This is a genomic window from Streptomyces sp. CA-251387 (assembly GCF_050936625.1).
Lineage (GTDB): Bacteria > Actinomycetota > Actinomycetes > Streptomycetales > Streptomycetaceae > Streptomyces.
In genome coordinates this window covers 1,659,212-1,682,241 of sequence record NZ_JBNJMJ010000001.1, presented here as the reverse complement: position 1 = coordinate 1,682,241, position 23,030 = coordinate 1,659,212, and the positions used below count along the sequence as shown (strand labels likewise).

Annotated in this window: 21 protein-coding genes and 7 tRNA genes; 18 read left to right on the top strand and 10 right to left on the bottom strand. The window is 70.0% G+C overall.

The window, feature by feature from the left end; translation table 11 throughout:
- Positions 1-20: 20 nt before the first annotated feature.
- The gene (locus ACQEV2_RS07365) at positions 21-311 is read left to right on the top strand and encodes a zf-TFIIB domain-containing protein (RefSeq protein ID WP_433037798.1); all 291 of its coding nucleotides are present in this window, start codon (positions 21-23) and stop codon (positions 309-311) included.
- Positions 312-364: 53 nt separating this feature from the next.
- Here ACQEV2_RS07365 and ACQEV2_RS07360 read toward each other — a convergent pair.
- The 5 genes from ACQEV2_RS07360 to ACQEV2_RS07340 all read right to left on the bottom strand — a co-directional run bounded on the left by ACQEV2_RS07360 (position 365) and on the right by ACQEV2_RS07340 (position 833).
- Positions 365-436 (bottom strand) — tRNA-Val (locus tag ACQEV2_RS07360).
- Positions 437-484: 48 nt separating this feature from the next.
- Positions 485-556 (bottom strand) — tRNA-Val (locus tag ACQEV2_RS07355).
- A gap of 19 nt (positions 557-575) precedes the next feature.
- Positions 576-647: transfer RNA gene (locus ACQEV2_RS07350), tRNA-Val, on the bottom strand.
- A 1-nt stretch (position 648) separates the two neighbouring features.
- Positions 649-722 (bottom strand) — tRNA-Cys (locus ACQEV2_RS07345).
- Between the two features lie 38 nt (positions 723-760).
- Positions 761-833, bottom strand: a tRNA-Gly gene (locus tag ACQEV2_RS07340).
- 178 nt (positions 834-1,011) lie between these two features.
- Here ACQEV2_RS07340 and ACQEV2_RS07335 point away from each other — a divergent pair.
- The 3 genes from ACQEV2_RS07335 to ACQEV2_RS07325 are packed head-to-tail and all read left to right on the top strand — an operon-like array spanning position 1,012 to position 3,749.
- Positions 1,012-2,055 carry a chorismate-binding protein gene (locus ACQEV2_RS07335; RefSeq protein WP_433037796.1) on the top strand — a complete coding sequence of 348 codons (1,044 nt, stop codon included), beginning with the start codon at positions 1,012-1,014 and terminating at the stop codon, positions 2,053-2,055.
- Positions 2,052-2,873 carry an aminotransferase class IV gene (locus ACQEV2_RS07330; RefSeq protein ID WP_433037794.1) on the top strand — a complete coding sequence of 274 codons (822 nt, stop codon included), beginning with the start codon at positions 2,052-2,054 and terminating at the stop codon, positions 2,871-2,873. The genes ACQEV2_RS07335 and ACQEV2_RS07330 overlap by 4 nt, the downstream gene beginning before the upstream one ends.
- Positions 2,874-2,924: 51 nt before the next feature.
- Positions 2,925-3,749, top strand: coding sequence for an N-acetyltransferase family protein (locus ACQEV2_RS07325; RefSeq protein ID WP_433037792.1), 825 nt, complete (start codon positions 2,925-2,927; stop codon positions 3,747-3,749).
- A 7-nt stretch (positions 3,750-3,756) separates the two neighbouring features.
- Here ACQEV2_RS07325 and ACQEV2_RS07320 read toward each other — a convergent pair whose 3' ends face one another.
- The gene (locus tag ACQEV2_RS07320) at positions 3,757-4,284 is read right to left on the bottom strand and encodes a DsbA family protein (protein WP_433037790.1); all 528 of its coding nucleotides are present in this window, start codon (positions 4,282-4,284) and stop codon (positions 3,757-3,759) included.
- A gap of 335 nt (positions 4,285-4,619) precedes the next feature.
- On the opposite strand from ACQEV2_RS07320, the gene ACQEV2_RS07315 reads away from it, so the two are divergent.
- Together ACQEV2_RS07315 and ACQEV2_RS07310 are read left to right on the top strand one after the other, a co-directional pair.
- On the top strand, positions 4,620-5,063 hold the full coding sequence (locus tag ACQEV2_RS07315; RefSeq protein WP_433037788.1) for a hypothetical protein: 444 nt from the start codon (positions 4,620-4,622) through the stop codon (positions 5,061-5,063).
- 154 nt (positions 5,064-5,217) lie between these two features.
- Positions 5,218-5,370 carry a hypothetical protein gene (locus ACQEV2_RS07310; protein ID WP_004002639.1) on the top strand — a complete coding sequence of 51 codons (153 nt, stop codon included), beginning with the start codon at positions 5,218-5,220 and terminating at the stop codon, positions 5,368-5,370.
- A 79-nt stretch (positions 5,371-5,449) separates the two neighbouring features.
- Here ACQEV2_RS07310 and ACQEV2_RS07305 read toward each other — a convergent pair whose 3' ends face one another.
- Positions 5,450-6,010 carry a CGNR zinc finger domain-containing protein gene (locus ACQEV2_RS07305; RefSeq protein ID WP_433037786.1) on the bottom strand — a complete coding sequence of 187 codons (561 nt, stop codon included), beginning with the start codon at positions 6,008-6,010 and terminating at the stop codon, positions 5,450-5,452.
- Between the two features lie 292 nt (positions 6,011-6,302).
- Entirely contained in the window at positions 6,303-6,716 is a 414-nt protein-coding gene (locus ACQEV2_RS07300; RefSeq protein ID WP_004002642.1) for an SsgA family sporulation/cell division regulator, read from the bottom strand.
- Positions 6,717-6,907: 191 nt separating this feature from the next.
- Here ACQEV2_RS07300 and ACQEV2_RS07295 point away from each other — a divergent pair, with 191 nt between their 5' ends.
- From ACQEV2_RS07295 to ACQEV2_RS07265, 7 genes are all read left to right on the top strand, one after another.
- On the top strand, positions 6,908-7,366 hold the full coding sequence (locus ACQEV2_RS07295; RefSeq protein ID WP_433037784.1) for a TIGR02611 family protein: 459 nt from the start codon (positions 6,908-6,910) through the stop codon (positions 7,364-7,366).
- 88 nt (positions 7,367-7,454) lie between these two features.
- A tRNA-Val gene (locus ACQEV2_RS07290) sits at positions 7,455-7,526 on the top strand.
- A 415-nt stretch (positions 7,527-7,941) separates the two neighbouring features.
- Positions 7,942-9,231, top strand: coding sequence for an extracellular solute-binding protein (locus ACQEV2_RS07285; RefSeq protein WP_433037782.1), 1,290 nt, complete (start codon positions 7,942-7,944; stop codon positions 9,229-9,231).
- A gap of 14 nt (positions 9,232-9,245) precedes the next feature.
- Complete coding sequence (locus tag ACQEV2_RS07280) at positions 9,246-10,202, top strand: carbohydrate ABC transporter permease (protein WP_433037780.1); 957 nt, start codon at positions 9,246-9,248, stop codon at positions 10,200-10,202.
- The gene (locus ACQEV2_RS07275; protein WP_433037778.1) at positions 10,199-11,071 is read left to right on the top strand and encodes a carbohydrate ABC transporter permease; all 873 of its coding nucleotides are present in this window, start codon (positions 10,199-10,201) and stop codon (positions 11,069-11,071) included. The genes ACQEV2_RS07280 and ACQEV2_RS07275 overlap by 4 nt, the downstream gene beginning before the upstream one ends.
- A gap of 19 nt (positions 11,072-11,090) precedes the next feature.
- Complete coding sequence (locus ACQEV2_RS07270; RefSeq protein ID WP_433037776.1) at positions 11,091-11,693, top strand: hypothetical protein; 603 nt, start codon at positions 11,091-11,093, stop codon at positions 11,691-11,693.
- Between the two features lie 104 nt (positions 11,694-11,797).
- Positions 11,798-14,533 (top strand): Tat pathway signal sequence domain protein, encoded by a 2,736-nt coding sequence (locus tag ACQEV2_RS07265; protein ID WP_433037774.1) that lies wholly within the window; start codon positions 11,798-11,800, stop codon positions 14,531-14,533.
- Positions 14,534-14,605: 72 nt separating this feature from the next.
- On the opposite strand, the gene ACQEV2_RS07260 is transcribed toward ACQEV2_RS07265, so the two are convergent.
- On the bottom strand, positions 14,606-17,146 hold the full coding sequence (locus ACQEV2_RS07260; RefSeq protein WP_433037772.1) for an SCO7613 C-terminal domain-containing membrane protein: 2,541 nt from the start codon (positions 17,144-17,146) through the stop codon (positions 14,606-14,608).
- A gap of 100 nt (positions 17,147-17,246) precedes the next feature.
- On the opposite strand from ACQEV2_RS07260, the gene ACQEV2_RS07255 reads away from it, so the two are divergent.
- A complete protein-coding gene (locus tag ACQEV2_RS07255) occupies positions 17,247-17,705 on the top strand; it encodes an SRPBCC family protein (protein ID WP_433037770.1) in 459 nt (152 codons plus the stop codon).
- A 39-nt stretch (positions 17,706-17,744) separates the two neighbouring features.
- Positions 17,745-17,816: transfer RNA gene (locus tag ACQEV2_RS07250), tRNA-Val, on the top strand.
- 45 nt (positions 17,817-17,861) lie between these two features.
- Here ACQEV2_RS07250 and ACQEV2_RS07245 read toward each other — a convergent pair.
- Positions 17,862-18,587, bottom strand: a complete 726-nt coding sequence (locus ACQEV2_RS07245; RefSeq protein ID WP_433037768.1) for an exonuclease domain-containing protein — start codon at positions 18,585-18,587, stop codon at positions 17,862-17,864.
- Between the two features lie 167 nt (positions 18,588-18,754).
- Here ACQEV2_RS07245 and ACQEV2_RS07240 point away from each other — a divergent pair, with 167 nt between their 5' ends.
- The 3 genes from ACQEV2_RS07240 (at position 18,755) to thrS (ending at position 23,010) form a co-directional block, all read left to right on the top strand.
- Positions 18,755-19,321, top strand: coding sequence for a DUF4365 domain-containing protein (locus ACQEV2_RS07240; RefSeq protein WP_433037766.1), 567 nt, complete (start codon positions 18,755-18,757; stop codon positions 19,319-19,321).
- Entirely contained in the window at positions 19,318-20,547 is a 1,230-nt protein-coding gene (locus tag ACQEV2_RS07235; RefSeq protein ID WP_433037764.1) for a hypothetical protein, read from the top strand. The genes ACQEV2_RS07240 and ACQEV2_RS07235 overlap by 4 nt, the downstream gene beginning before the upstream one ends.
- A gap of 486 nt (positions 20,548-21,033) precedes the next feature.
- Complete coding sequence (gene thrS, locus ACQEV2_RS07230; RefSeq protein ID WP_433037762.1) at positions 21,034-23,010, top strand: threonine--tRNA ligase; 1,977 nt, start codon at positions 21,034-21,036, stop codon at positions 23,008-23,010.
- Positions 23,011-23,030: the final 20 nt, after the last annotated feature.

The following is a 23,030-nucleotide window of genomic DNA, read 5'->3' as shown; positions in this document are numbered from 1 at the left end:
GGCGAGGAGTTGAGCCGACCATGCAGTGTCCGAAGTGCCATGCGCCCATGCACACGTACAACCGCAACGGCGTCCAGATCGAGCAGTGCAGCGGCTGCCGTGGGATCTTTCTCGACTATGGCGAGCTGGAGGCGCTGACCCGCCTGGAGTCCCAGTGGTCCCAGCCGGCGCCGCCGCCTCCGGCCGCCCCCCAGGCCTACCCCGCCGCCCCGCAGGCGCCCGCCTGGGGCGCCCCGCACGGTGGTCACCACGGCGGTCACTACGGCCACAAGCGCCACAAGAGCTTCGGCCACATGCTGTTCTCCAGCTGAGCCGCACCAAGCCGCAAAGAAGCCCCCGGTCGTCGACCGGGGGCTTCAGCGTGTGGACGATACTGGGATTGAACCAGTGACCTCTTCCGTGTCAGGGAAGCGCTCTCCCGCTGAGCTAATCGTCCTCGGGACCGCGTGATCGACTGTCGAGCAGAAGATCACGGGGCACTGCGTGCGCGATACTGGGATTGAACCAGTGACCTCTTCCGTGTCAGGGAAGCGCTCTCCCGCTGAGCTAATCGCGCGGGGGATCCGAAGATCCAGTGGACGATACTGGGATTGAACCAGTGACCTCTTCCGTGTCAGGGAAGCGCTCTCCCGCTGAGCTAATCGTCCTTGGAGGTGGAGACGGGATTTGAACCCGTGTAGACGGCTTTGCAGGCCGTTGCCTCGCCTCTCGGCCACTCCACCAGGAGTGTAGGGGTTCGGGAAGATCCCCTGTTCCTTCGAGCGGACGACGAGGCTCGAACTCGCGACCTCAACCTTGGCAAGGTTGCGCTCTACCAACTGAGCTACGTCCGCTTGTCGTTTCGTTCCGCTCCCGCGGCCCGGCGACGTGTTGAACTCTAGCGGATTCCGGGGCCAGTACAAAAACGCGTTTGTGCAGCGTGCTGCGCTGCACCTGCTCAGGGACCCGACGAAGCGCCCCGAAGGGACATGGCCAGGTCACCCGCGGGACACCGGCCATAGACTCGACTGCGTGCTCGACCTCGCTCCTCTCGCCCGCTTCGGCGCCCGCGTCGCCACCGGCCTCCTCGATGTCACCAGCGACCCCGCGGCTCTGGACTCCAGCGGTTTCTGGGCCGTCTGCGCCGACTTCGAGGGCGGTCTGACCTGCGCCCGCTTCCGCGACGTACGAGTGGAGCCGGTGCCCGCCCCGGTGCCGGGGGAGTGGGCCGGCCCGGCGGCCGGTGACTGGACGTCCTCCCTCGACCGCGCCGCGTACACGGCGGGCGTACGGCGCATCCGCGAGCACATCGCGGCCGGGGAGGTCTACCAGGCGAACCTCTGCCGCGTCCTGAGCGCGCCGATCAGTCCGGACGCCGACGTGGACTCCCTCACCGCGCTGCTCGCCCGCGGCAACCCGGCACCGTACGCAGGAACGATCCGGCTGCCGGGGCACGGGGTGGAGATAGCCACCGCGTCTCCCGAGCTCTTCCTGCGGCGCGACGGGCTTGTCGTCGAGTCCGGGCCGATCAAGGGCACCGGGCGCACCGAGGCGGACCTGCTGGAGAAGGACTATGCCGAGAACGTGATGATCGTGGACCTGGTGCGGAACGACATCGGCCGCGTGTGTGCCACCGGGACGGTGACCGTCCCCGACCTGTGTGCCGTGGAGAAACACCCGGGGCTCGTCCACCTGGTGTCCACCGTGCGCGGCGAGCTGCGCGCCGGCGCCGGCTGGCCCGAGCTGCTCGACGCCGCCTTCCCGCCCGGCTCGGTCACCGGCGCGCCGAAGTCCAGTGCCCTGAGGATCATCGACGCGCTGGAGACGGCGCCGCGTGGGCCGTACTGCGGCGGCATCGGCTGGGTCGACGCCGACCGGGGCGTCGGGGAGCTGGCCGTGGGGATACGTACCTTCTGGATCGACCGGGGTGAGGGAATGCTGCGGTTCGGTACCGGCGCGGGGATCACCTGGGGGTCGGACCCCGAGGGGGAGTGGCGGGAGACCGAACTGAAGGCGGCCCGGCTGCTCGCGGTAGCGTCGGGGGCGTATGCGGTGAGTGGAGAGGGACTGACGTGAAGATCTGGCTCGACGGCGGGCTGCAGGACATCGAGTCCGCCCGCGTCTCCGTCTTCGACCACGGGCTGACCGTGGGCGACGGCATCTTCGAGACGGTGAAGACGGTGGACGGCCGCCCGTTCGCGCTGACCCGGCATCTCGACCGGCTGACGCGCTCGGCGCGGGGCCTCGGCCTTCCCGATCCCGACCACGACGAGATCCGCCGCGCCTGTGCCGCGGTCATCGAGGCCAACCCGATGCCGCTCGGGCGGCTGCGCATCACCTACACCGGCGGCCACGGCCCCCTCGGCTCCGACCGCGGCGAGCACGGCCCGACCCTTGTCGTCGCGCTCGGCGAGACCACCCGGCACGCCGACTCCACGGCCGTGATCACCGTTCCGTGGACCCGCAACGAACGCGGCGCGGTCACCGGCCTGAAGACGACCTCGTACGCCGAGAACGTCGTCGCTCTCGCTCGCGCCCACCAACACGGCGCCACCGAGGCCTTGTTCGGCAACACGGTCGGGCAACTCTGCGAGGGCACCGGGTCGAACGTCTTCGTCGTGCTTGACGGCGAGATCCACACGCCGCCGCTCGCCTCGGGCTGTCTCGCGGGCATCACCCGCGCGTTGACGATCGAGTGGACCGGCGCGAAGGAGACCGACCTTCCGCTGGACGTACTGGCGCGGGCCGAGGAGGTCTTCCTCACCTCCACCCTGCGGGACGTCCAGGCCGTGCACCGCATCGACGACCGCGAACTGCCGGGCGTACCGGGCCCGGTGACCGCCAAGGCCATGCGGATCTTCGACGAGCGGTCCGGGGAGGACCTGGACCCGTAGAGCGGGAAAAATGGGCTGCCGTCGGTCGGAAGGCTGGGTAGAACACCCCTGATGACCACGACCCTGCGGCCGACCGAGCCGCTTCAGCACCATGAGGACGGGACCCGTTCGCGCCGCTATCAGGTGTGCGTGAACGGCCGTCCCGTAGGCGACCTTCACCTGGGGACCCATCCCGTTTTCGGCGACGCGGTGGCCCGGATATCCCAGCTGCGGATCGAGGAACCGGACCGGCGGCGCGGCCGGGGCACCGTGGCCGCTCTCGCCGCGGAGGAGGTGGCGCGCGGCTGGGGCTGCCGGCGCATCGAGGTGACGGTCCCCGGTGACGCCGCCCCGGCGCTGCGTCTCGCCACGGCGCTCGGTTACGTAGTACGCAACCGCGGCATGGAGAAGGCCCTCGGCGACACCCCGCCGGATCTTCCCCCGGGCAGCCGGGCCCGGCCCATGACGGAGGCCGAATACGGATCGTGGCTGGACAAGAGCCACGTGGAATACATGCGCAGCTGGGTCGAGCGCGGGGTCCCGGAAGCCGAGGCCCGGGCCAAGTCCGAGCGGGACCACGCGGCGCTTCTGCCGGAGGGACCTCGCACGCCGGACACGTTCCTGAGCGTCCTCGAGCACGAGGGAACGCCCGTGGGCACCCTGTGGGTCGGCGCACGCGACGGCCAGGCCTTCGTCTACGACGTCGAGACCGACGCGGGCCACCGAGGCAAGGGACACGGCCGCACGCTGATGCTGCTGGCCGAGGTCCAGGCGATCGTCGCCGGACACCGGGGCATCGGCCTCAATGTCTTCGCCGGCAACACCCCGGCCGAGCGGCTCTACGAGTCGCTCGGCTACGAGACGACGTTGTACGCCCTCTACAAGGCGTTGCAGTAGCGGCCGGTCAGGCGCCCGCCTGCTCGGCCAGCAGCCGGTCCGCGATCTCCTCGACGCGCTCGCGCAGGCCCTCCTGGCTCTTGCCGCCGTCGAGGCGCTCGCCGCCGATCACGTACGTCGGGGTGCCGGTCACGCCGATCGCCTTGCCCTCGGCCTGGTCGGCGTCGACGATCAGGATGTGCCGGCCGTCGATCAGCGCGGTGTCGAACTCCTCGGCGTCCAGGCCGAGCTCCCGGGCCACCTCGACCAGGAAGGGTTCTCCCTTACGGTCCAGCTCCTCGACCCGGCCCAGCACGGCCTCGACGTACGCCCAGCCCTGCCCCTGCTCCAGCGCCTCCTCCGCGGCCTGCGCGGCGGCGAAGGAGTGCTTGTGCTTCTCCAGCGGGAAGTGCCGCAGCCGCAGCTCCAGCCGGTCGCCGTAACGGGCGCGCAGGGCACGGAGATCGTCCAGGGCGCTGCGGCAGTCGGGGCACTGCAGCTCGCACCAGACGTCGAGGACGGGGGCGGCGGGGCGGTCGGGGGAGGAGTCGCTCATGACCCCAGTCTCCCAGCCCGCTCGCGGACACCCCAATCCGACCTGGCGCTTCGCGCCGTCGGCCCCGGCCTGGGTGTCTGTCGGATCCCGGCCTCAGTGCCCGTCGGCCCCAGCCTCGGGGCCTGTAGGGCTGGCCTGGCCTCGGCCTCGGTGCCCGTCGGTCCTGGCGTCGAGCCTGTCGTCCTGGTCGTACGACTCGCACCGGCACCTGCGGAGGAGACGACCCGGAGATGTCCCTGATGTCCGGCCCAGGCATGGCCGGGTGGGGTTGCCGCGGTGCAGGATGGATAGGGACGAGGTGCCCTGACCTCGACCCAGCCTGCCTGGAGGACCGGATGATTGCCGAGACCGTCTGTTCCGCCGTCGCCGCGGCCGGCCTGGGCATCGCGGCGGTCACGGCGTACCGCAAGCGGTTCCTCGCGGCCGCGCGGATGGCTGCGTACTCGCTGGTGCCCCTCGGCCTGGTGATGACCGGTGTCGTCGACTGGCTGGCGGACACCGCGTTCAGCCCGACCGCCTGGGCGGGCTTCGGGGTCCTGGGCGTGTCCTGGCTGCTCTTCGCGAGCACGCGCGCGGTGGAGCGCCGACGCGGCGGCACCCGCAAGGAGCGCAAGGAAGCCCGCGCCGCCACCCAGCGCGACGCGGTGGCGCCGGAGGCCTCGGCGCCCTCACTGGGCCCGGGCCGGCGTCAGGCGAACCGGCCCGCGACCGCACCCCGGGCCGATGCCGGCGACGACTTCAGCGACATCGAGGCCATCCTGAAGAAGCACGGCATATGACGCCCGCGGCCAGGACTGAAACGACACAGTGGGTCGCCGCCCGTCCGTAAGTGATCACGACTCGAACCGGACATCGCGGAATTCGGCGAACTCCCGCTCATTCCGGGCGTGTTGATCGCGCGGGGCGGGGCAACTGCGCCATCATCGCCGCGAGATGCTGGACACGACTCAAAGCGAGGCCGCGCCACCTCAGGACGAGCCTCGCGGGTGCCTCTTCGCCCTTTCCCAGCCACCGCTGATGATCTTCCTTGCGGTGATCGGGTGTCTGCTGCTCATGGCTGCGCTGCACGACCTGCTGCTGCTGTGAGCCGTACCCGCGGCCTCCGGCGTCATCCGCCGGGGGCCGCGTCGACGCCCTGTCGGGTCGGCCTGTCGACGATCGCCGCTCAGCCGGCCGCTTCCTTGCGGCGCGCCCGGTAGGCGGCCACGTGCAGACGGTTTCCGCAGGTACGGCTGTCGCAGTAGCGCCGCGAACGGTTCCGGGAAAGATCCACGAAGGCGTGCCGGCAGTCCGGCGCCTCACAGCGCCGCAGCCGCTCCTGCTCTCCGGCCACCACGAAGAACGCCAGCGCCATGCCGCAGTCGGCGGCCAGGTGGTCGGCGACGGAGGCGCCGGGGGCGAAGTAGTGCACATGCCAGTCGTAGCCGTCATGGTCCGTGAGGCGGGGGGTGGTGCCCGCAGCGGCGACCAGCTCGTTGATGAGTGCGGCCGCACGCCGGGCGTCCGGCTCCGCGAAGATCGCGGCGAACCGCCCGCGTACCTTACGCACGGCCGACAGGTCGAACTCGGAGAGCACCCCGACATCGCTGATTTCGTGCTTTTGTACGAAATCCTCGAGAGCTGCGACGTCCGGCAGCCCGTCCGGTGTCCCGTCGTCCTCCGGTGCGGTGTTCACCAGATCCACCACGGCATCGAGCGCACACCGGGTGTCGTGGGTGATCAGCACGTTTCGCTCCCTGGCCTGGGGGGTCGGGCAGGCGCCCGCCGATGCTGGCCGATGGTAGTGGCATCCGCCGGCGCTGCACCGGCCCTGCCCCCGCTGGTGACGTCGATTACAACGCCGTGGCAACGCCGACGGTTCCCGTGGCGGACCGCCGGCCTGTTCCCCGGTCCGTGAACGCACACCAACGCCGCCCCCGGCGGTGCGGAGACGGCGCGGCTGTATGCCGTATGCGGTTGTCTTGGCCCGAGCCGTCTCCCCGAGTCGACGGCGCCGGGCGGCTTGCGGGAGCCTCTCCCTAGCTTTCCGCCAGGATGTGCGAGAGCTCCTGATCGAGATCGAAATGCCGATGCTCCGTGCCGGGAGGCACAGCGGCATCCGTTCGCTTCAAGAAGGACTCCAGAGCCCGTGCCGGGGCCTCGAGCAGCGCCTCGCCCTCCGGAGAGCTCAGGGCGATGCAGACGACGCCCTGGCCGTGGCTGCGCGACGGCCAGACACGGACGTCGCCGGTTCCGGTGGGCCGGTGGAGGCCCTCCGCGAGGAGGTCGCGGGCGAACACCCACTCGACGGTCTCCTCGGCTCCGGTGTGGAAGGTGGCGTGCACGGCGTAGGGGTCGGCCGTGTCGTACCGCAGGCCTGCGGGGACAGGCAGGGAGGACTCGCTCGACACAACGAGGCGCAGGTGCAGCTCGCAGCTGACCGTGGTGTTCATAAGCGCCAGGGCCTTTCGCTCAGTGTGCGCTCGGGGATTCGCACGTCGGCGAAATCGACATGCCACCTACGGTGCCGTTGTAAACCCCTCTGAGTGTTTTGCGTGCGTTTACGTAACTCTTCCGGCCGAGAACCCGTTCGCGAGGTACGACCATTCCGGTGACTGGTTTCCGTCCGGTAGGGTTTGGCCGTATGAATACGGGGAGTAACGAGCCGGGCGGGGTTGCCATGGCGACGGACGAGACCGAAGTGGACGGTGTGAAGGGCGACAGCGAGCAGGGCCTCGGCTCGAGAGCGCCGGAGTTCATCAAGGCCCGGCGCCTGCTGCACGTCAGCTGGCAGGTGGGCGTCTTCGTCATCGGCCTGGCGATAGTGGTCGCCGGCATCATCATGCTGCCGCTGCCCGGCCCCGGCTGGGTCGTGATCTTCGGCGGCATGGCGGTCTGGGCGACCGAGTTCGTCTGGGCCCAGCTCGTGCTGCGCTGGACCAAGCGCAAGGTCACCGAGGCGGCCCAGCGGGCCCTCGACCCGAAGGTGCGCCGCCGCAACATCATCCTGACGTCGATCGGCCTCGTGATCGTGGGTGTGCTCGTCGGGATCTACGTGTGGAAGTTCGGCATCGTCATGCCCTGGAAGATCAAGGACCAGTGATCCGTAACGGGGGTGCGGTCGTCGGCCGGTGCGGGTTCGCGCTGGTCACACGCACCCCCTGACATGGGGTAATGTTCTTCCTGCGCCCGGGCGATTAGCTCAGTGGGAGAGCGCTTCGTTCACACCGAAGAGGTCACTGGTTCGAACCCAGTATCGCCCACCCGGATCCGGCGGCCCGTCTGCGACAGTGCAGGCGGGCCGCCGTCGTTCGCGCCCGGAGTGGCGCGAGAGGGCACGCCGTCAGTGACGGTTCGTAAGGTCCCGTCGGCACACCGCACCGCGTGAGGTGCCGTTCCGTCAGCTTCCGGATCGCAGAGCAGTTTCAGCCGACCGGTTCGCGTCCGCGACGGCCGACTTCTCGTTCGATCCATCGACCATACGTCTCTCACCTGCGGCGACGCTCTGCCCGCCCGGCCCTTCCGGCCTCACGCCCCGTCAGACCGCCGAAGGAGCCCACAAGAAATTCCTGTCCGAATCATTGACGCACCCCCGGGCCCTCCGTAACTTGTGCCAGCAAGCGCTTACTTGAAACGATTCATGCAGGCGGCAACGCAGCGTTGCGGGGAGGCTCGACGGTGAGAACCAGCAGGAATGTTGAGAGGCGTACGATCCTGAAGGCGGCCGGCGCCACGGCGGCCACACTCGGGCTGGCCGCGACCACGGCATGCGGTGGCGGCGATGGCGCCTCCGCCGACGGGACGGTGACGCTCCGTTACGCGTGGTGGGGTGGCGAGCCGCGCACCATCGCCATCAAGAAGACGATCGCGCTCTTCGAGAAGAAGTATCCGAAGATCAAGATCAAGCCTGAATTCACCGACTACGAGGCCTTCTGGGAGAAGTTCCAGACGCAGGCCTCCGGTGGGAATCCCCCGGACGTTTTCCAGAATGCGGTCGCTTTCCTGCGCAAGTACGACAAGCGCGGTGTTCTGATGGATCTCAAGTCGCAGGCGGACGCGGGGAATCTGAGCCTGGAGAACTTCCGCAACGGCGTTCTGGCGAACGGTCAGGTCGACGGCAAGCAGATCGGCATACCCGTCGGAGCCAACACCATGGCGCTCGTCATCGACCTCAAGGCCTTCAAGAAGGCCGGCGTCGAGGCGAAGATGGGCTGGACCTGGGACGAGTACTTCGACGCGCTCCAGACGATCCAGGACAAGCTCAAGATCGCCGGCGACACCGGCTACTTCAGCATCATGTACCTCTATGACCTGTATCTGAGGCAGAACGGCAAGGCGTTCTTCACGGACTCCGATCTCGGCTTCACCGAGGACGATCTGACGCAGTGGTGGGCGGACGGCTACAAGCGCGTGAAGTCCGGGCTCGTCGCCGACCCGAAGAAGATCGAGCAGGTCAAGCCCAAGTCAGGTCTCTCGGCGGGGCTCGCCGCGTCCGAGTTCACCTGGGACAACTTCTCCATCCGCTACGAGGGCGAGGGCGAGTCGGACTACGGGCTCGCGCCGATCCCCACCATGGACGGCAAGGACACCGGCCAGTACCTCGGTTCGCTGATGCTCAGCGCCTTCTCCGGGACCAAGCACCCCAAGGAGGCGGCTCAGTTCATCGACTTCATGGTCCACGACCCCGAGGTCGGCAAGATCATGGGCTACGACCGCGGCATCCTCGCCACGACCGAGCAGTACGACGCGTTCACGCCCACCGACGCCAACAACAAGGGCGTCAAGGCGTACGAGGAGGAGGTCGCCGAGGCCGGCGTCCTGGGGAAGATCACCCCGCACCCGTCCGGTGCCGACGTCATCGAGGCAGCGTTCCTGCGCCTCGGCGGCGAGGTCGCCCAGGGCAGGACCAAGCCGGCCGACGCCGCCAAGGCGCTGTTCAGCGAGGCCAAGGCCGCGTTCGCGGGCTGAGGGGACGTACCACCATGACGCTCGTCAAGGAAGCGCCTGCGCGCCCGGCCGGGAAGCGGTCCGCCGCTCCCGCCGCCGGGCGGCGCGGGCGGCGCCGCGAGAACCTCGCCGGCTACCTCTTCATGTCGCCGTGGATCGCGGGGTTCCTGCTGCTCACGGCGGGACCGATGATCGCGTCGCTGTACTACGCGTTCACCAGCTACAACCTGTTCACGCCGCCGAAGTGGGTGGGGCTCGACAACTTCACGACGATGTTCCAGGACCCGCGCTGGCAGAAGTCGGTCGAGGTCACCCTGAAGTACGTCGTCGTGGCCACACCGCTGAAGCTGCTGCTCGCCCTCGGCGTCGCGCTGCTGCTCGCGCAGAAGCGTCGCGGGCAGGGCCTGTACCGGGCGGCGTTCTACATGCCCTCGCTCATCGGCGCCAGCGTCTCCGTCGGCTTCGTGTGGCGGGCGCTGTTCTCGGACGACGCGATCGTGGACCGTACGCAGAAGATCTTCGGCCTCGACGTGGGGGGCTGGATCGGCAACCCGGACTACGTCATCTACGCCCTGGTCGCCCTGAGCATCTGGCAGTTCGGCGCGCCGATGGTCATCTTCCTGGCCGGTCTCAAGCAGGTCCCGCGGGAGCTGTACGAGGCCGCCGAGGTGGACGGGGCCGGTCCGCTTCGCAGGTTCTGGAACATCACGCTGCCGATGATCTCCCCGGTGCTGTTCTTCAACGTGCTGCTGGAGTCCATCCACGCGTTCCAGGTGTTCGGCTCCGCGTATGTCGTCTCCGACACCCGGTGCGGGCCCGCAGACGCCACGCTCGTCTACACCTGTTACCTCTATCAGAAGGGCTTCAAGGAGGCCCAGATGGGCTTCGCCTCCGCGATGGCCTGGACGCTGGTGGTCGCGGTGGCGCTCGTCACGGCGGTCCTGTTCTGGTCGCAGAAGAAGTGGGTGCACTACGAGGAGGCCGCCAAGTGACCAGTGCCACCAGCCCTGCCCTGCACACCGCGAACGAGCGGCGGCGCACCGGATCGATCGCCTGGCACGTGGGCGCGCTCGCCGTCCTCGCGGTCGTCCTGTACCCCGTGATCTGGGTGGTCGGTGCCTCGTTCAAGCCGAGCAAGGACATCATCGCCAGCCTAGACCTGCTGCCCACCAAGCCGGTCTGGGCGAACTTCTCCGGGCTCGCCGACGGCATCTCCGGCATCTCCATCAGCAGCTTCTTCTGGAACTCGCTGATGTACGCGATCCTCGCCGTGATCGGCGTCGTGCTGTCGAGCTCGCTGACCGCGTACGCCTTCGCCAAGATCCGGTTCGCCGGGCGGAACCTGCTGTTCACGCTGATGATCGGCACGCTGCTGCTGCCGTACCACGTGCTGCTCATCCCGCAGTACGTGCTGTTCCGCAACCTCGAGCTCACCGACACCCTGGTGCCGCTCGTCGCGGGCAAGTTCCTGGCCACCGAGGCGTTCTTCGTCTTCCTCATGGTGCAGTTCATGCGCGGACTGCCGCGTGAGCTGGACGAGGCAGCCAAGCTCGACGGCTGCGGGCACTTCAGGACCTACTGGTCCATCGTGCTGCCGCTGAGCCGCCCCGCCCTCATCACCAGCGCCATCTTCACCTTCATCAACGCCTGGAACGACTTCATGGGGCCGTTGATCTACCTCAACACCCCCGACAAGTACACCGTCTCCCTCGGTCTGATGATGTTCCGCGACCAGGAGGGCATCTCCAACTACGGCAGCATGATCGCGATGTCGCTGGTGGCGCTGATCCCGGTCATCGCCTTCTTCATGGCCTTCCAGCGCTACCTCATCGACGGCATGGCGACGTCCGGACTGAAGTGAAAGGGCTGAGGCGGTCAGCATGGCGCAAGCACGCGTGAAGGCCCGCACCCCGCGCAGGGCGTCCGTCCTCGGCGGCGAGCGGTTCGCCGTCTTCGCCGAGTGCCTGCTCACCGGCGTGTGGATCGCCGTGGCGTGTCTCGGGATCGTCACGTATCCGGCTGCCCTCGCCGCCGGCGCGCGGCATCTGCGGCGTCGTACGGCCCACGAGGGCGGAGGCTGGCGGGAGTTCGTCGCGGACTTCCGGTCGGCCGTGCGTGGGGGGTGGGCCGTCGGGGCCGCCGGGTGGGCGGTGGCCGCCGCGGTCTGGGTCGACGTCCAGGCCGCGCGGGCCGGGATTCCCGGCGGGCCGATCGTCGGGGCCGTCGGCCTCTTCGCGCTGATCGGACTTGCCGTGGCCCTGCTGCGGGCGGCGGCCGTCTGGATGCCGGACGCCTCCTGGCGGGCGCTGCTCACGGGCGCCGGCCGCCGCACCGTGCTCGACCCCGCCGGGTCCTTCCTGGTCGTCGGCGGGCTGGGCGTCGTAGCCCTGTCCGCCGCGTTCGTCGCGCCGCTGGGGGTTCCCGTCCTGGGAGCCGTCGCGGCGGCGGCCGTCGCCGTGGAGGAGCGGTACCGGCGCCGCTGACGGGCGGCGCCCTGTTCATTCAAGGTCGGCGCCCTCCGCGCCGCACCTCCCTCTGTCATGCCCCTGACCCGCTGCACGGAAGACTTCCCGTGAAAGGAAAGGCCATGTCCCCCATCCCCCGCAGGTCCCTCCTCAAGGCGGCCGCCGTCGCCGGAGCCGCCGCGCAGTTCAGCTGGGCGCCAGGGACGAAGGACGCGCAGGCCGCGTCCAGAGCCGAGGCCGGCGACGCGGACCCCGTGACCCTGGACTGGCTGGAGGAGGGCGGTCTCGGCGCCGCCCCCGGCTCCACCGTCGGCGTCCCCTGGCCCAAGGGCGTCTACCAGGAGGACCAGACCTTCGCGCTGACCGACGCCGACGGCAAGGCCGTCCCCGTGCAGTCCTGGCCGATCGCGTACTGGCCGGACGGGTCGTTGAAGTGGACGGCGCACGCGGTGAGTTCGGGTTCCGGCAGGCTCACCCTCGCCGCCGGTGCGCCCGCCGCCCCCGACAAGAAGGTCACCGTCGACAAGAGCGGCGGCACCATCGACGTCTCGACCGGCGTCATCACCGCGAAGATCGGCAAGTCCGGCGCCACGATCATCAAGTCGGTCACCCGAGGATCCACGGAGATCGCCAAGAACGGCCGGCTGGTCCTCATCCGCCAGCCCGAGATCGAGGACGAGGACCAGGGCTCGGTGAAGACCGAGCGCTTCGACGGGGCCATCTCCGAGGTGAAGGTCGAGCAGGAGGGCCCGGTCCGCGCGGTCGTCCGCATCGACGGCAAGCACCGCAAGGGCACCCGGAGTTGGCTCCCCTTCTCCATCCGGCTCTACTTCTACGCGGGCGCCGACTCCTTCCGCATGGTCCAGACCATCACCTACGACGGCACGCAGGAGCCGGGCAAGGCGAGCGGCGACTTCGTCCGCGGCATCGGCGTGCGCTTCACCGTGCCGATGCGGGACGCGGCGTACGACCGCCACATCCGCATCGGCGGCGAGGGCACCGGCCTGCTGCGTGAGGCCGTCAAGGGCATCACCGGGCTGCGCCGCGACCCGGGCGCGGCGGTGCAGGCGGCCCAGTACGCGGGCCAGAAGCTGCCCGACCCCGCCACCTGGGACCAGCGCGTCACCACCCGCCTCCAGTACATCCCCGAGTGGGGCGACTACACCCTCTCCCAGCTCTCCGCCGACGGCTTCACCGTGCGCAAGCGCACCAAGCAGGGCCACGGCTGGATCGGCGCCGGCGGTGGCCGCCGCGCCTCCGGCTTCGGTTACGTCGGTGGCGTGAGCGGCGGGTTCTCCTTCGGGCTCAGGGATTTCTGGGAGAAGTTCCCGGCCCAGCTCGACATCCGTGACGCCCAGACCGACGAGGCCACCGTCACGGTCTGGCTCTGGTCGCCGGAGGCGCAGCCCATGGACCTGCGCTTCTACCACGACGGCATGGGCCAGGACACCTTCGCCGAACAGCTCGAGGGCCTCAACATCACCTACGAGGACTACGAGCCGGAATTCGGCACGCCGTACGGCATCGCTCGTACGTCGGAGCTGTTGTTCTGGGCCAACGAGTCCACGCCCGCACCGGAGGCACTGGCCCGACAGGTCGAGGCCGTACGCGTGCTGCCGCAGCTCGCCGCCCCGCCCAAGCAGCTCATCAAGGCCAAGGTCTTCGGCCCCGGCCTCTACTCCGAGCCCGACCGCTCCACGCCCGCCAAGGCGAAGATCGAGGACCACCTCGACTTCCTCTTCACCTACTACAAGGACCAGGTGGAGCAGCGCCGTTGGTACGGCTTCTGGGACTACGGCGACATCATGCACACCTATGACACCGTCAGGCACCAGTGGCGGTACGACATCGGCGGCTACGCCTGGGACAACTCCGAGCTCTCGCCCGACCTGTGGCTGTGGTTCGCGTACCTGCGGTCCGGGCGCGCGGACATCTTCCGGTTCGCCGAGGCGATGACCCGGCACACCGGCGAGGTCGACGTCTACCACCTCGGCAAGTGGGCCGGCCTCGGCACCCGGCACGGCGTCCAGCACTACGCCGACAGTGCCAAGCAGCAGCGCATCGCCAACACCACCTACCGCCGCTACTACTACTTCCTCACCGCCGACGAACGCGTCGGCGACCTCATGCACGCCAACGTCGACTCCGACGAGACGTTCCTCGTCCTCGACCCGCTGCGCAAGGTCCGCACCGAGCCCTATACACCCGACCGGCACGCCCTGTCGATCGGCTTCGGCACGGACTGGAGCGGTCTGGTGTCGGCCTGGCTGACGGAGTGGGAACGCAAGGGCCCCAAATGGGAGAAGGCCAAGGCGCGTGTGCTGTCCACGATGGAGGGCATCGCCGCCCAGCCCAACGGCTTCGTCCAGGGCAGCGGGCTGTACGACCTCGACACGGGCAGGTTCGCCGTCGCCGACAAGCCGGTCGTCGGCGTCTCGCACCTCTCCGCCGTCTTCGGCCTCAACGAGCTGTGCGCCGAGCTCATCGACCTCGTCGACATGCCGAAGTTCAACGAGGCGTACTTCGACTACTGCCGCTACTTCAACGCCACGAAGGCGGAACAGGCGGCACGCTACGGCTCCAACTTCGGCACCCTGCTGCTCTTCCAGGGCCACTCACGCCTCGACGCGTACGCCGCCGTGAAGACGGGGGACGAGAAGCTGGCCAAGCGGGCCTGGGAGAAGTTCTACAACTCCGACGGCTACAAGGAGTCGGCGCCCTGGAGGACGGAGAAGCTGAGCGGGCCGGTCGCGCTGGTGGCGGGCAGTGAGGCCGCTTGGGTGTCCACGAACGACACCGCTTTGTACGGGCTCGCCGCGATTGAGAATCTGGCGCTGCTCGGGGATCGAATGCCATAGGGATCGGTCTGTGGGGAACTGCGGGTCCAGTTGTGGCTGGTCGCGCAGTTCCCCGCGCCCCTTCTCGGCGTTTCAGTGCATGTTCGCCAGGAAGTCCCGCATCTTTCTGGCGTCCCTGAGGCGTTGCTCGTACGTCGCTCCGAGAGCGAGCAGCAACAGGCCGGCGAGGGCGGGCGGTACCCAGCGGGGGAGCGCGTCGGTCACCTGGGCGATGTACGGGGCGAGTTCGTGCAGTGCGTCCAGGGCGAGCACCGTGCCGCCGAGCAGTAGGGGCGCCTTGAGGTTGTGGCCCGCGCCCAGCAGGGTGACCGCCATGGCTCCGAGCCCCAGCAGCAGGGGGCGCGTCCAGTCCGGGTCGCCCCAGGCCGTGACCAGGCTCGGCACGAGAGTGGCGGCGAGTCCGGGGCCGTACGCCGTCCAGGACGAGACCTGCGGGTCGCGGCGCCTGCGCAGGCCACCGACCAGCAGGGCCGGGACGGTCACCGGCAGTGTGTATGCCTCGGGCGTGCCGACGTCCCATGCCGCCAGGCGCACCCACGTGGCGAGTATGAAGAGCGCGGCGGAGGCGTAGGCGACAGGGCGGCGGTCGGGGCGGATCGCCGTACCGGCGGTGATCACACCACACAGCGACAGGACCAGAGCGAGCATCGGCAGGTCGGTCGATGCAGCGGCCAGTGCGACGGCGAGCAGCCCGGCCGCCGCGCCCGCCACCTCGACCGGGACGGTCGCCCGCGAGCCACCGAGCCGTGCGGCGAGCAGGGCCGCCGCCACCGGGACGCCCAGGACCAGCAGGGCGGTGTACTGCGGCTGCCAGCCGGCTGCGGCACCCGTCGCGCAGGCCAGCGCGGCGGCGTACGCGAGTGCGGCCGGGGCCGTCACCGGGGCGAGGTGCGGCTTCCAGGAGGCCGCCGCGAAGAGTGCCGTCAGAGCGGAGAGCACCGCGAGGGTCGCGGGCTCGGTGGTCAGCGACAGGAAGGCGAGGGCGAGGGAGGTGAGGAGGGCGAGGACCGTGGCGGTCGGTCCAGGGGTCGCCAGGTCGACAGCGGCAACGGCAGCGGTGGTGGCCGGTTGACGGGGCGCGGAGGAGGTCGATGCAGGGGACTCACTCGGCTCAGGCTGCTTCGTGGCCGCCGCGGAGGGCGCTTCCTTGGATGCCGCCGACGGCTCCTCCGTGACGGTCTCTGCCTTCTGGCGCTCGGTCGGCCGGGTCCACGCGGCTACCGCCAGGGCTCCAGCCGTCGTGATACCGAACGCCACCAGGCCCACGGCGTAAGAGACTTCGAGTACCACCGGAAGGACCAGCGCCGTCGCCCAGGCCAGCACCAGCACCCCGGTCAGGGCCCGAGGCCGCCGGAACGCGTCACGCGGAGCGAGGAGTAGTACGGCGGCGATGACAGCCAGGACGACGGGCACCGTGTCCGCGTGCGGCGGCCACGGCGCGTTGACCAGCACCGCCTCCCGCACGTCTCCCGGCGCCCCGGACCACGCCTGCTCCGCCCATGTGACCGGGCCCAGCAGGACGATCCCGATCAGGGGCAGCGTCCACAGCAGGGCAAGCCCCTGCACGGCAGCGGAGGCGTGAGCCAGCCCGCGCCGTACCGTCTCCGGCAGCCGGTCCACCCGTACCGCCGCCAACAGGGCGACACCGCACGTGAGATACGCCGGAACCGTCCACTCGTCCGGCACCACGGAGCGGGCCGTGCCGCCGAGCGCGGCGACCGTGAGGAGGCCGGCGGCGACCGCGAGGCCGCCTGCCTGCTTCGCGGCGACCTGCTGCCACGCCGCCGTCACTACGACGCCCGTCGCGAAGAGGAGGAGCGCCGCCGCACGGGCGGCGGCGCTCGGGCCGGTGGCCGTCCAGGACAGCCAGCCGGCGGCCAATACACCCCAGGCGCCCATGCCGTACGCACCGATCACCGCGGTGATCCGTACGGACCTGGCGGGCACCCGGAGCGCCACACCCGTGTCGAACCCGGCCGTCACGAGCACGGCCCCCGTGACCGCGTACAGGTCCGCATCGGCCGCCACCGCCCAGAGGGTCAGGGGAAGCTGGGCCGCGACCAAAGCGGCGGGCAGGGGCAGACGCAGCTCGACGGTGCGCGGCAGCAGTCCGTACGCCGTCCACAGGGCCGCCAGTACCGCCGACGCGGCCGCGATGTAGCCCGTGGCGTCCACGTCGGCCAATGTGACCTGGTGCAGCGCGTACGCGTCGAGCACGGTCAGCGCGAGCCCGAGGCCCGCCACCGACTCGGCCGTCGACCGCAGCCCGCGCTTCAGCAGCGGCACCGGAGCGGCGAGCACCGCCACCGTGACCCCGCCGAGCACCAGAGCCCGCCCCGTGATCCCCATGTGTCCCCAGCTGACCAGCGTGAACGCCACCGCGGCGATGGTGAGCAGGACCCCGCCGAGCACCAGCAGGACGTTCTGGACCCGGGGCGCCGAGGTCTCGGGGCGGGGCGGTGCGAAGGGGGCCGGGGTGGGCGTGGCCGTCGCTTGCAGGGCGGTGACCAGCCAGGCGCGGCGATGCAGCAACTGGCCGCGGCGGGCGTCCAGTTGGCGCAGCTCGGCGTCGAGGAGCCGCAACTCCTCGGCCGGGGGCGGAAAGTGCGTCATGCCTGGAGTGTGGTCCGTGTCACGTCGTACGGCATGAGTGCACGTACTCAGAACATACTCAGATACGGCGGAAACCTCCTGCTGGGTGCAGACTCGGCCCATGGACTGGAGCCACTACCGCTTCCGCAGCCTGTGGGCCCTGCCCGCCCCTCCCACCACCGTCTACGACCTTCTCGAACAGGCCGAGGACTACCCCCGCTGGTGGCCCCAGGTGCGCGAGGTGAACCGGACCGACGACACCACCGGCGTGATCACGATCCGCTCCGTCCTCCCGTACGACATGACTTTCACCGCGCGCGAGGTGCGGCGGGACCGGGAGGCGGGAGCGCTGGAGATCGAGATGTGCGGCGACATCGACGGATGGGCGCGCTGGACCCTCACCGGGCACGACAGCGGGACCGTCGCCCGCTACGAGCAGGTCGTAGACGTGAACAAACCGCTGCTCAGGCGTCTCGCCGTGCCCGGCCGGCCCGTCTTCCGCGCCAACCACTGGCTGATGATGCGGGCCGGCCGGCGCGGACTGATCGCGTACCTGGCCGCCGGCCATCAAGCGGTTTGAAGGAAACGCGCCGGGACCTGTATTGTTCAGTGCGTTCCCGGGCGATTAGCTCAGTGGGAGAGCGCTTCGTTCACACCGAAGAGGTCACTGGTTCGAACCCAGTATCGCCCACCCGGAGAAAGCCGGTCCGTCTGTACGGACCGGCTTTTCTGCTGTTCACGCCGCCGCCGGCAGATCCGGTCGCAGGGGCCACGCCGGGTCCACCGCCTCCTCACTGCCACTGCGCGCGAACCACGCCTGCAGTCCGCGTGCCTGTGCCGCGTGCCACACCGCCTGGAGCGTGTGCAGCTCGGCCGGGGACAGGCGCTCGAGACGGGCGGCGAAACGGCGCCCCACCGCCCGTACGACCTCCAGCGAGGCCAGCGCGTCCGCCGCCGCGTCGTGGGCGCCGTCCAGCGTCACGCCGTAGTGCGCGCACAGGTCCGTCAGGGTGCGGCGGCCCTTGCGATAGCGGTCCAGATGCTTGTCCAGGACCCGTGGATCGAGCACCAGCAGGGGCGTCGCCTCGAACCAGTGGTCCAGGGACGAGGCCCGATGGCGGCGCAACTCGCGGTCCAGCAAGGTCAGATCGAATGGCGCGTTCATCACCACGATCGGCCGCGCCGCCGCCGCTTGTGCGGCCAGTTCCTCGGCTATCTCATGCATCACCGGCGCCGGCCAGCGGCCGTTGCGCTGCAGGTGTTCCTCCGTCAGTCCGTGCACCGCCGTCGCCGCCTCAGGCACCGGCACACCCGGGTTCACCAGCCACCGGCTCACCCGGGGCCGGGTGCCCGGGGCGTCCTGGACGACGACGGCCGCCGACACGATCCGGTCGGTCTCGACGTCCACGCCTGTCGTCTCCGTGTCGAATGCCGCCAGCGGGCCCTCATACCAGCACGCCATACCTACACAACCCCTCGTTCACCCACGGCAGCTGACGCACCGTCTTCTGCCCGTTTGGTGATACCCGGACCGTTTGCGCCGTACGCCGGAAGGACACAACAGGAGTGCGGGTCTTTGCAGTTCAGCGGCCCGGACGGGGATTCACTTGGCGTGGAAGGCTGTTCGTCATGGCGATAGCGCAGCCCGAGCGGGGCGGGCTGCTGCCCGAACGCACGGGCCCCCATCGCGGTTCACTCGCCACCACCGCCTGCATGGAGACACTGCAGGTGGGCTATCTGCACGCCGTCGCGGCGGCGGCCGGGTGCTCGCTCTCGCAGCCCTTTCCGGACAACGGCATCGACTGGCACGTCAGCCACAGCGCGCCCGGCCACACCGTAGACGACGAGGTCACCATCAAGGTGCAGCTCAAGGCCACCTACCAGCTCCCGCCCAACCCGCCCGGCCGCTTCTTCTCCTTCACGCTCGACAACGACCACCTGGCGAAGCTCGCCCGCACGCCGGTCTCGGTGCACAAGATCCTGGTCGTGATGATCGTGCCGCGCTCCCAGGAGCAGTGGCTGCGGGCCGGCCACGACCGGCTCGATCTGCGGCACTGCTGCTACTGGGTCAACCTGGCCGGCCACCCCATCACCGGGCGGCGGCGGACCAGCGTGCGGATACCGACCTCACGCATCTTCGACGACCGGGCGCTCTGCGAGATCATGACGCGGGTCGGGACGGGAGGCAGACCATGACGCACCGCCCCCTGGAGGAACCGGTACGAGCGGTACGACCGCACCCGGTCGACGCGTCCTGGGAGCGTCCCCCCGAGCCGGGCGACGTCGACCCCGCCGTGCTCAGCGCCCTGCTGCACCGGCACGGCTGGCAGCGGCGCGGGGGAGCGGCGGGCCGCTACGGCCGCTGGACCCCGCCCGGGCCCGGCGGCAGCGGCACGAGCCTGCTCGTCCCCGAGTCCCGTGCCTTCCCCGACAGCGACGACCTGCTCGGCGAGGCCCTCCTCGCCCTGTCCCGCAGCGGCACGCCCTCCGCGCGCGAGGTGCTGGTCGGACTCGCCGTGCCCAGCGACGAGATCCGCTGGTGGCGGGACGCGCCCGGCGGGCCGGTCGGGGCCGCGCCCTGGACGGTCGAGGAGGAACTGCGCACCGCCGCCCGCCAGACGCTCCTCGCCGCGGCACTCGCCACGCGCGCGCGTGCCGGCTACTACGGCGCCCGCCACCGCCGCTCGGCCGCCGCGATGTTGGAGAACGTCCTCGTCGGCCCCGCGACGGGCGGCCGCGGCCTCACCGCCTTCGTGCCCGTCGGCACCGGGCGCCCGCTCGCCGTACGCCTCCACCAGGCCCTGTACGCCGCGCGCGAGGCCATCGACTACCAGCGGGCCACCGGCGGCATGGACGCCTTCGACGGCGCCGTCGAAGCGGGTGTCAGCCGCGAGCTCACCGAAGCGCTGGTCGCGTTGGTGCGCGGCACCGAGGGCGCGCGCATCGCCGTCGAGTGGGCGCCCGCGGCCGGGGTGCCCGAGGACTGCGTGGCCGGTGTCGAGCCCGTCGAGTTCTCACCGGGCGACCTGCCCGTGCTGCGCGAGGCCGGGGCTCGCTATCAGCGCGAGGAGCCGTCCGTGCCGGTCAGGCTCACCGGGGCGGTCGTACGGATGCGCCGGTCGGGGCCGCGCGGGGAGGGCACCGTACGGCTGCGGGTCCTCGCGGGCGCCGAGGTGCCGCACGTCCGGCTGACGTTGGACGAGGAGGCGTACCGCATCGCCGGGCACGCGCACCTCGTCGGACTGCCGGTGCGGGTGCACGGGCGGCTGGAGAGCCGGGGTGGGTTCCGCAAGGTGACGGGGGCCTCCGGGGTGGTGCCGGTGCAGGTGGACGAGGCCGAGCGGGATCGGTTGATGAAGTCGCTGCAGGAGGATCTGGACTTTTTTGAGGAGGCTTGCGGGGGAGAGGACGGCGGGGACTGACGGGAGCGGGCTCGGCGAGGGCGTTGCGGGGCGCAGCCTTGCGGCTGGGGTGCCGAATGTTTGGCTCGGTCGCCTTCGGGGCGCCACATGCCGGTGTCGAGAGCACGACCGTGCTCGGCGCTGCGCGCCTCCGCGCGCTCGTGCTCTCGACACCGGCGCGCCCCTACGGCTCCCTCGCGGCCGGTGTCGTGGGGACAGTGGCGGTTGGTGGGCCGTTGCTCGGCGTGGGTGTGGCTTGGTTGGCAGGGGGAGCCCGGCTGCGGTTCCGACAGCGCCCCATAGGGGCCGGGGCTGTATCAATGTGCGGCTGCGCCGCGTGGGCGCGACCAGCCACGACGAAGCCGCAGACGTCCGCCGACCCACACGGCCCTCCCAGCGGAGCGCTTACGTGACCGTTTCGCGGTCAGCCGTCCGGGGTCGGTACGATCGCGTAATGCGCGCGCTCCTGGTATGGCGCCGTATTCCACCTTCAGTCAGGAGAGACCGGTGTCAGACGTCCGTGTGATCATCCAACGCGATTCCGAGCGGGAAGAGCGCGTGGTGACGACGGGCACTACGGCCGCCGACCTCTTCGCCGGCGAGCGCTCGATCATCGCCGCGCGCGTGGGCGGCGAGCTCAAGGACCTGTCGTACGTGCTCTCCGACGGCGAGGAGGTCGAGGGCGTCGAGATCTCCTCCGAGGACGGTCTCAACATCCTGCGCCACTCCACCGCGCATGTGATGGCGCAGGCAGTGCAGGAGCTCTTTCCCGAGGCCAAGCTGGGCATCGGCCCGCCCGTCAAGGACGGCTTCTACTACGACTTCGACGTCGAGAAGCCGTTCACGCCCGAGGATCTCAAGGCCATCGAGAAGAAGATGCAGGAGATCCAGAAGCGCGGGCAGCGCTTCTCCCGCCGTGTCGTGACCGACGAGGCGGCGCGTGAGGAGCTGGCCGGCGAGCCGTACAAGCTGGAGCTGATCGGCCTCAAGGGCTCCGCCTCGTCCGAGGACGGTGCGGACGTCGAGGTCGGCGCCGGTGAGCTGACGATCTACGACAACCTGGACGCCAAGACCGGCGAGCTGTGCTGGAAGGACCTCTGCCGCGGCCCCCACCTGCCCTCGACCCGCGCGATCCCGGCGTTCAAGCTGATGCGCAACGCGGCCGCCTACTGGCGCGGCAGCGAGAAGAACCCGATGCTCCAGCGCATCTACGGCACCGCCTGGCCGTCCAAGGACGAGCTCAAGGGCTACCTGGACTTCCTCGCCGAGGCCGAGAAGCGCGACCACCGCAAGCTGGGCAACGAGCTGGACCTGTTCTCCATCCCGGAGCAGATCGGTTCCGGCCTCGCCGTCTTCCACCCCAAGGGCGGCATCGTCCGCCGCGTCATGGAGGACTACTCGCGCCGCCGGCACGAGGAAGAGGGCTACGAGTTCGTCTACACCCCGCACGCGACGAAGGGGAAGCTCTTCGAGACGTCGGGGCACCTGGACTGGTACGCCGAGGGCATGTACCCGCCCATGCAGCTCGACGAGGGCGTGGACTACTACCTCAAGCCCATGAACTGCCCGATGCACAACCTGATCTTCGACGCGCGCGGGCGTTCCTACCGTGAACTGCCGCTGCGCTTCTTCGAGTTCGGGACCGTGTACCGGTACGAGAAGTCGGGCGTCGTGCACGGCCTCACGCGCGCGCGTGGCTTCACCCAGGACGACGCGCACATCTACTGCACGCGCGAGCAGATGTCCGACGAGCTGGACAAGACGCTCACCTTCGTCCTCAACCTGCTGCGCGACTACGGCCTGACCGACTTCTACCTCGAGCTGTCGACGAAGGACCCGGAGAAGTTCGTCGGCTCCGACGAGGTCTGGGAGGAGGCCACGGAGACGCTGCGCCAGGTCGCCGAGAAGCAGGGGCTGCCGCTCGTGCCCGACCCGGGTGGCGCCGCCTTCTACGGGCCGAAGATCTCCGTGCAGGCCAAGGACGCCATCGGCCGTACCTGGCAGATGTCGACCATCCAGCTCGACTTCAACCTGCCGGAGCGCTTCGACCTGGAGTACACGGCCGCGGACGGCACCAAGCAGCGTCCGGTCATGATCCACCGGGCTCTCTTCGGCTCGATCGAGCGCTTCTTCGCCGTGCTCCTGGAGCACTACGCGGGCGCCTTCCCGGCGTGGCTGGCTCCGGTCCAGGCCATCGGCATCCCGATCGGCGACGCGCACGTGGACTACCTGGAGAAGTTCGCCGCGGCCGCCAAGAAGAAGGGTCTGCGCGTCGAGGTCGACTCCTCTTCCGACCGGATGCAGAAGAAGATCCGCAACGCCCAGAAGCAGAAGGTGCCCTTCATGGTCATCGCGGGCGACGAGGACATGGCCAACAACGCCGTCTCCTTCCGCTACCGCGACGGCTCGCAGGAGAACGGCATCCCCTTCGACGAGGCCATCGCGAAGATCGCGAAGGTGGTCGAGGAGCGGGCGCAGGTCTGAGCCGACGGCACGTCCACGTG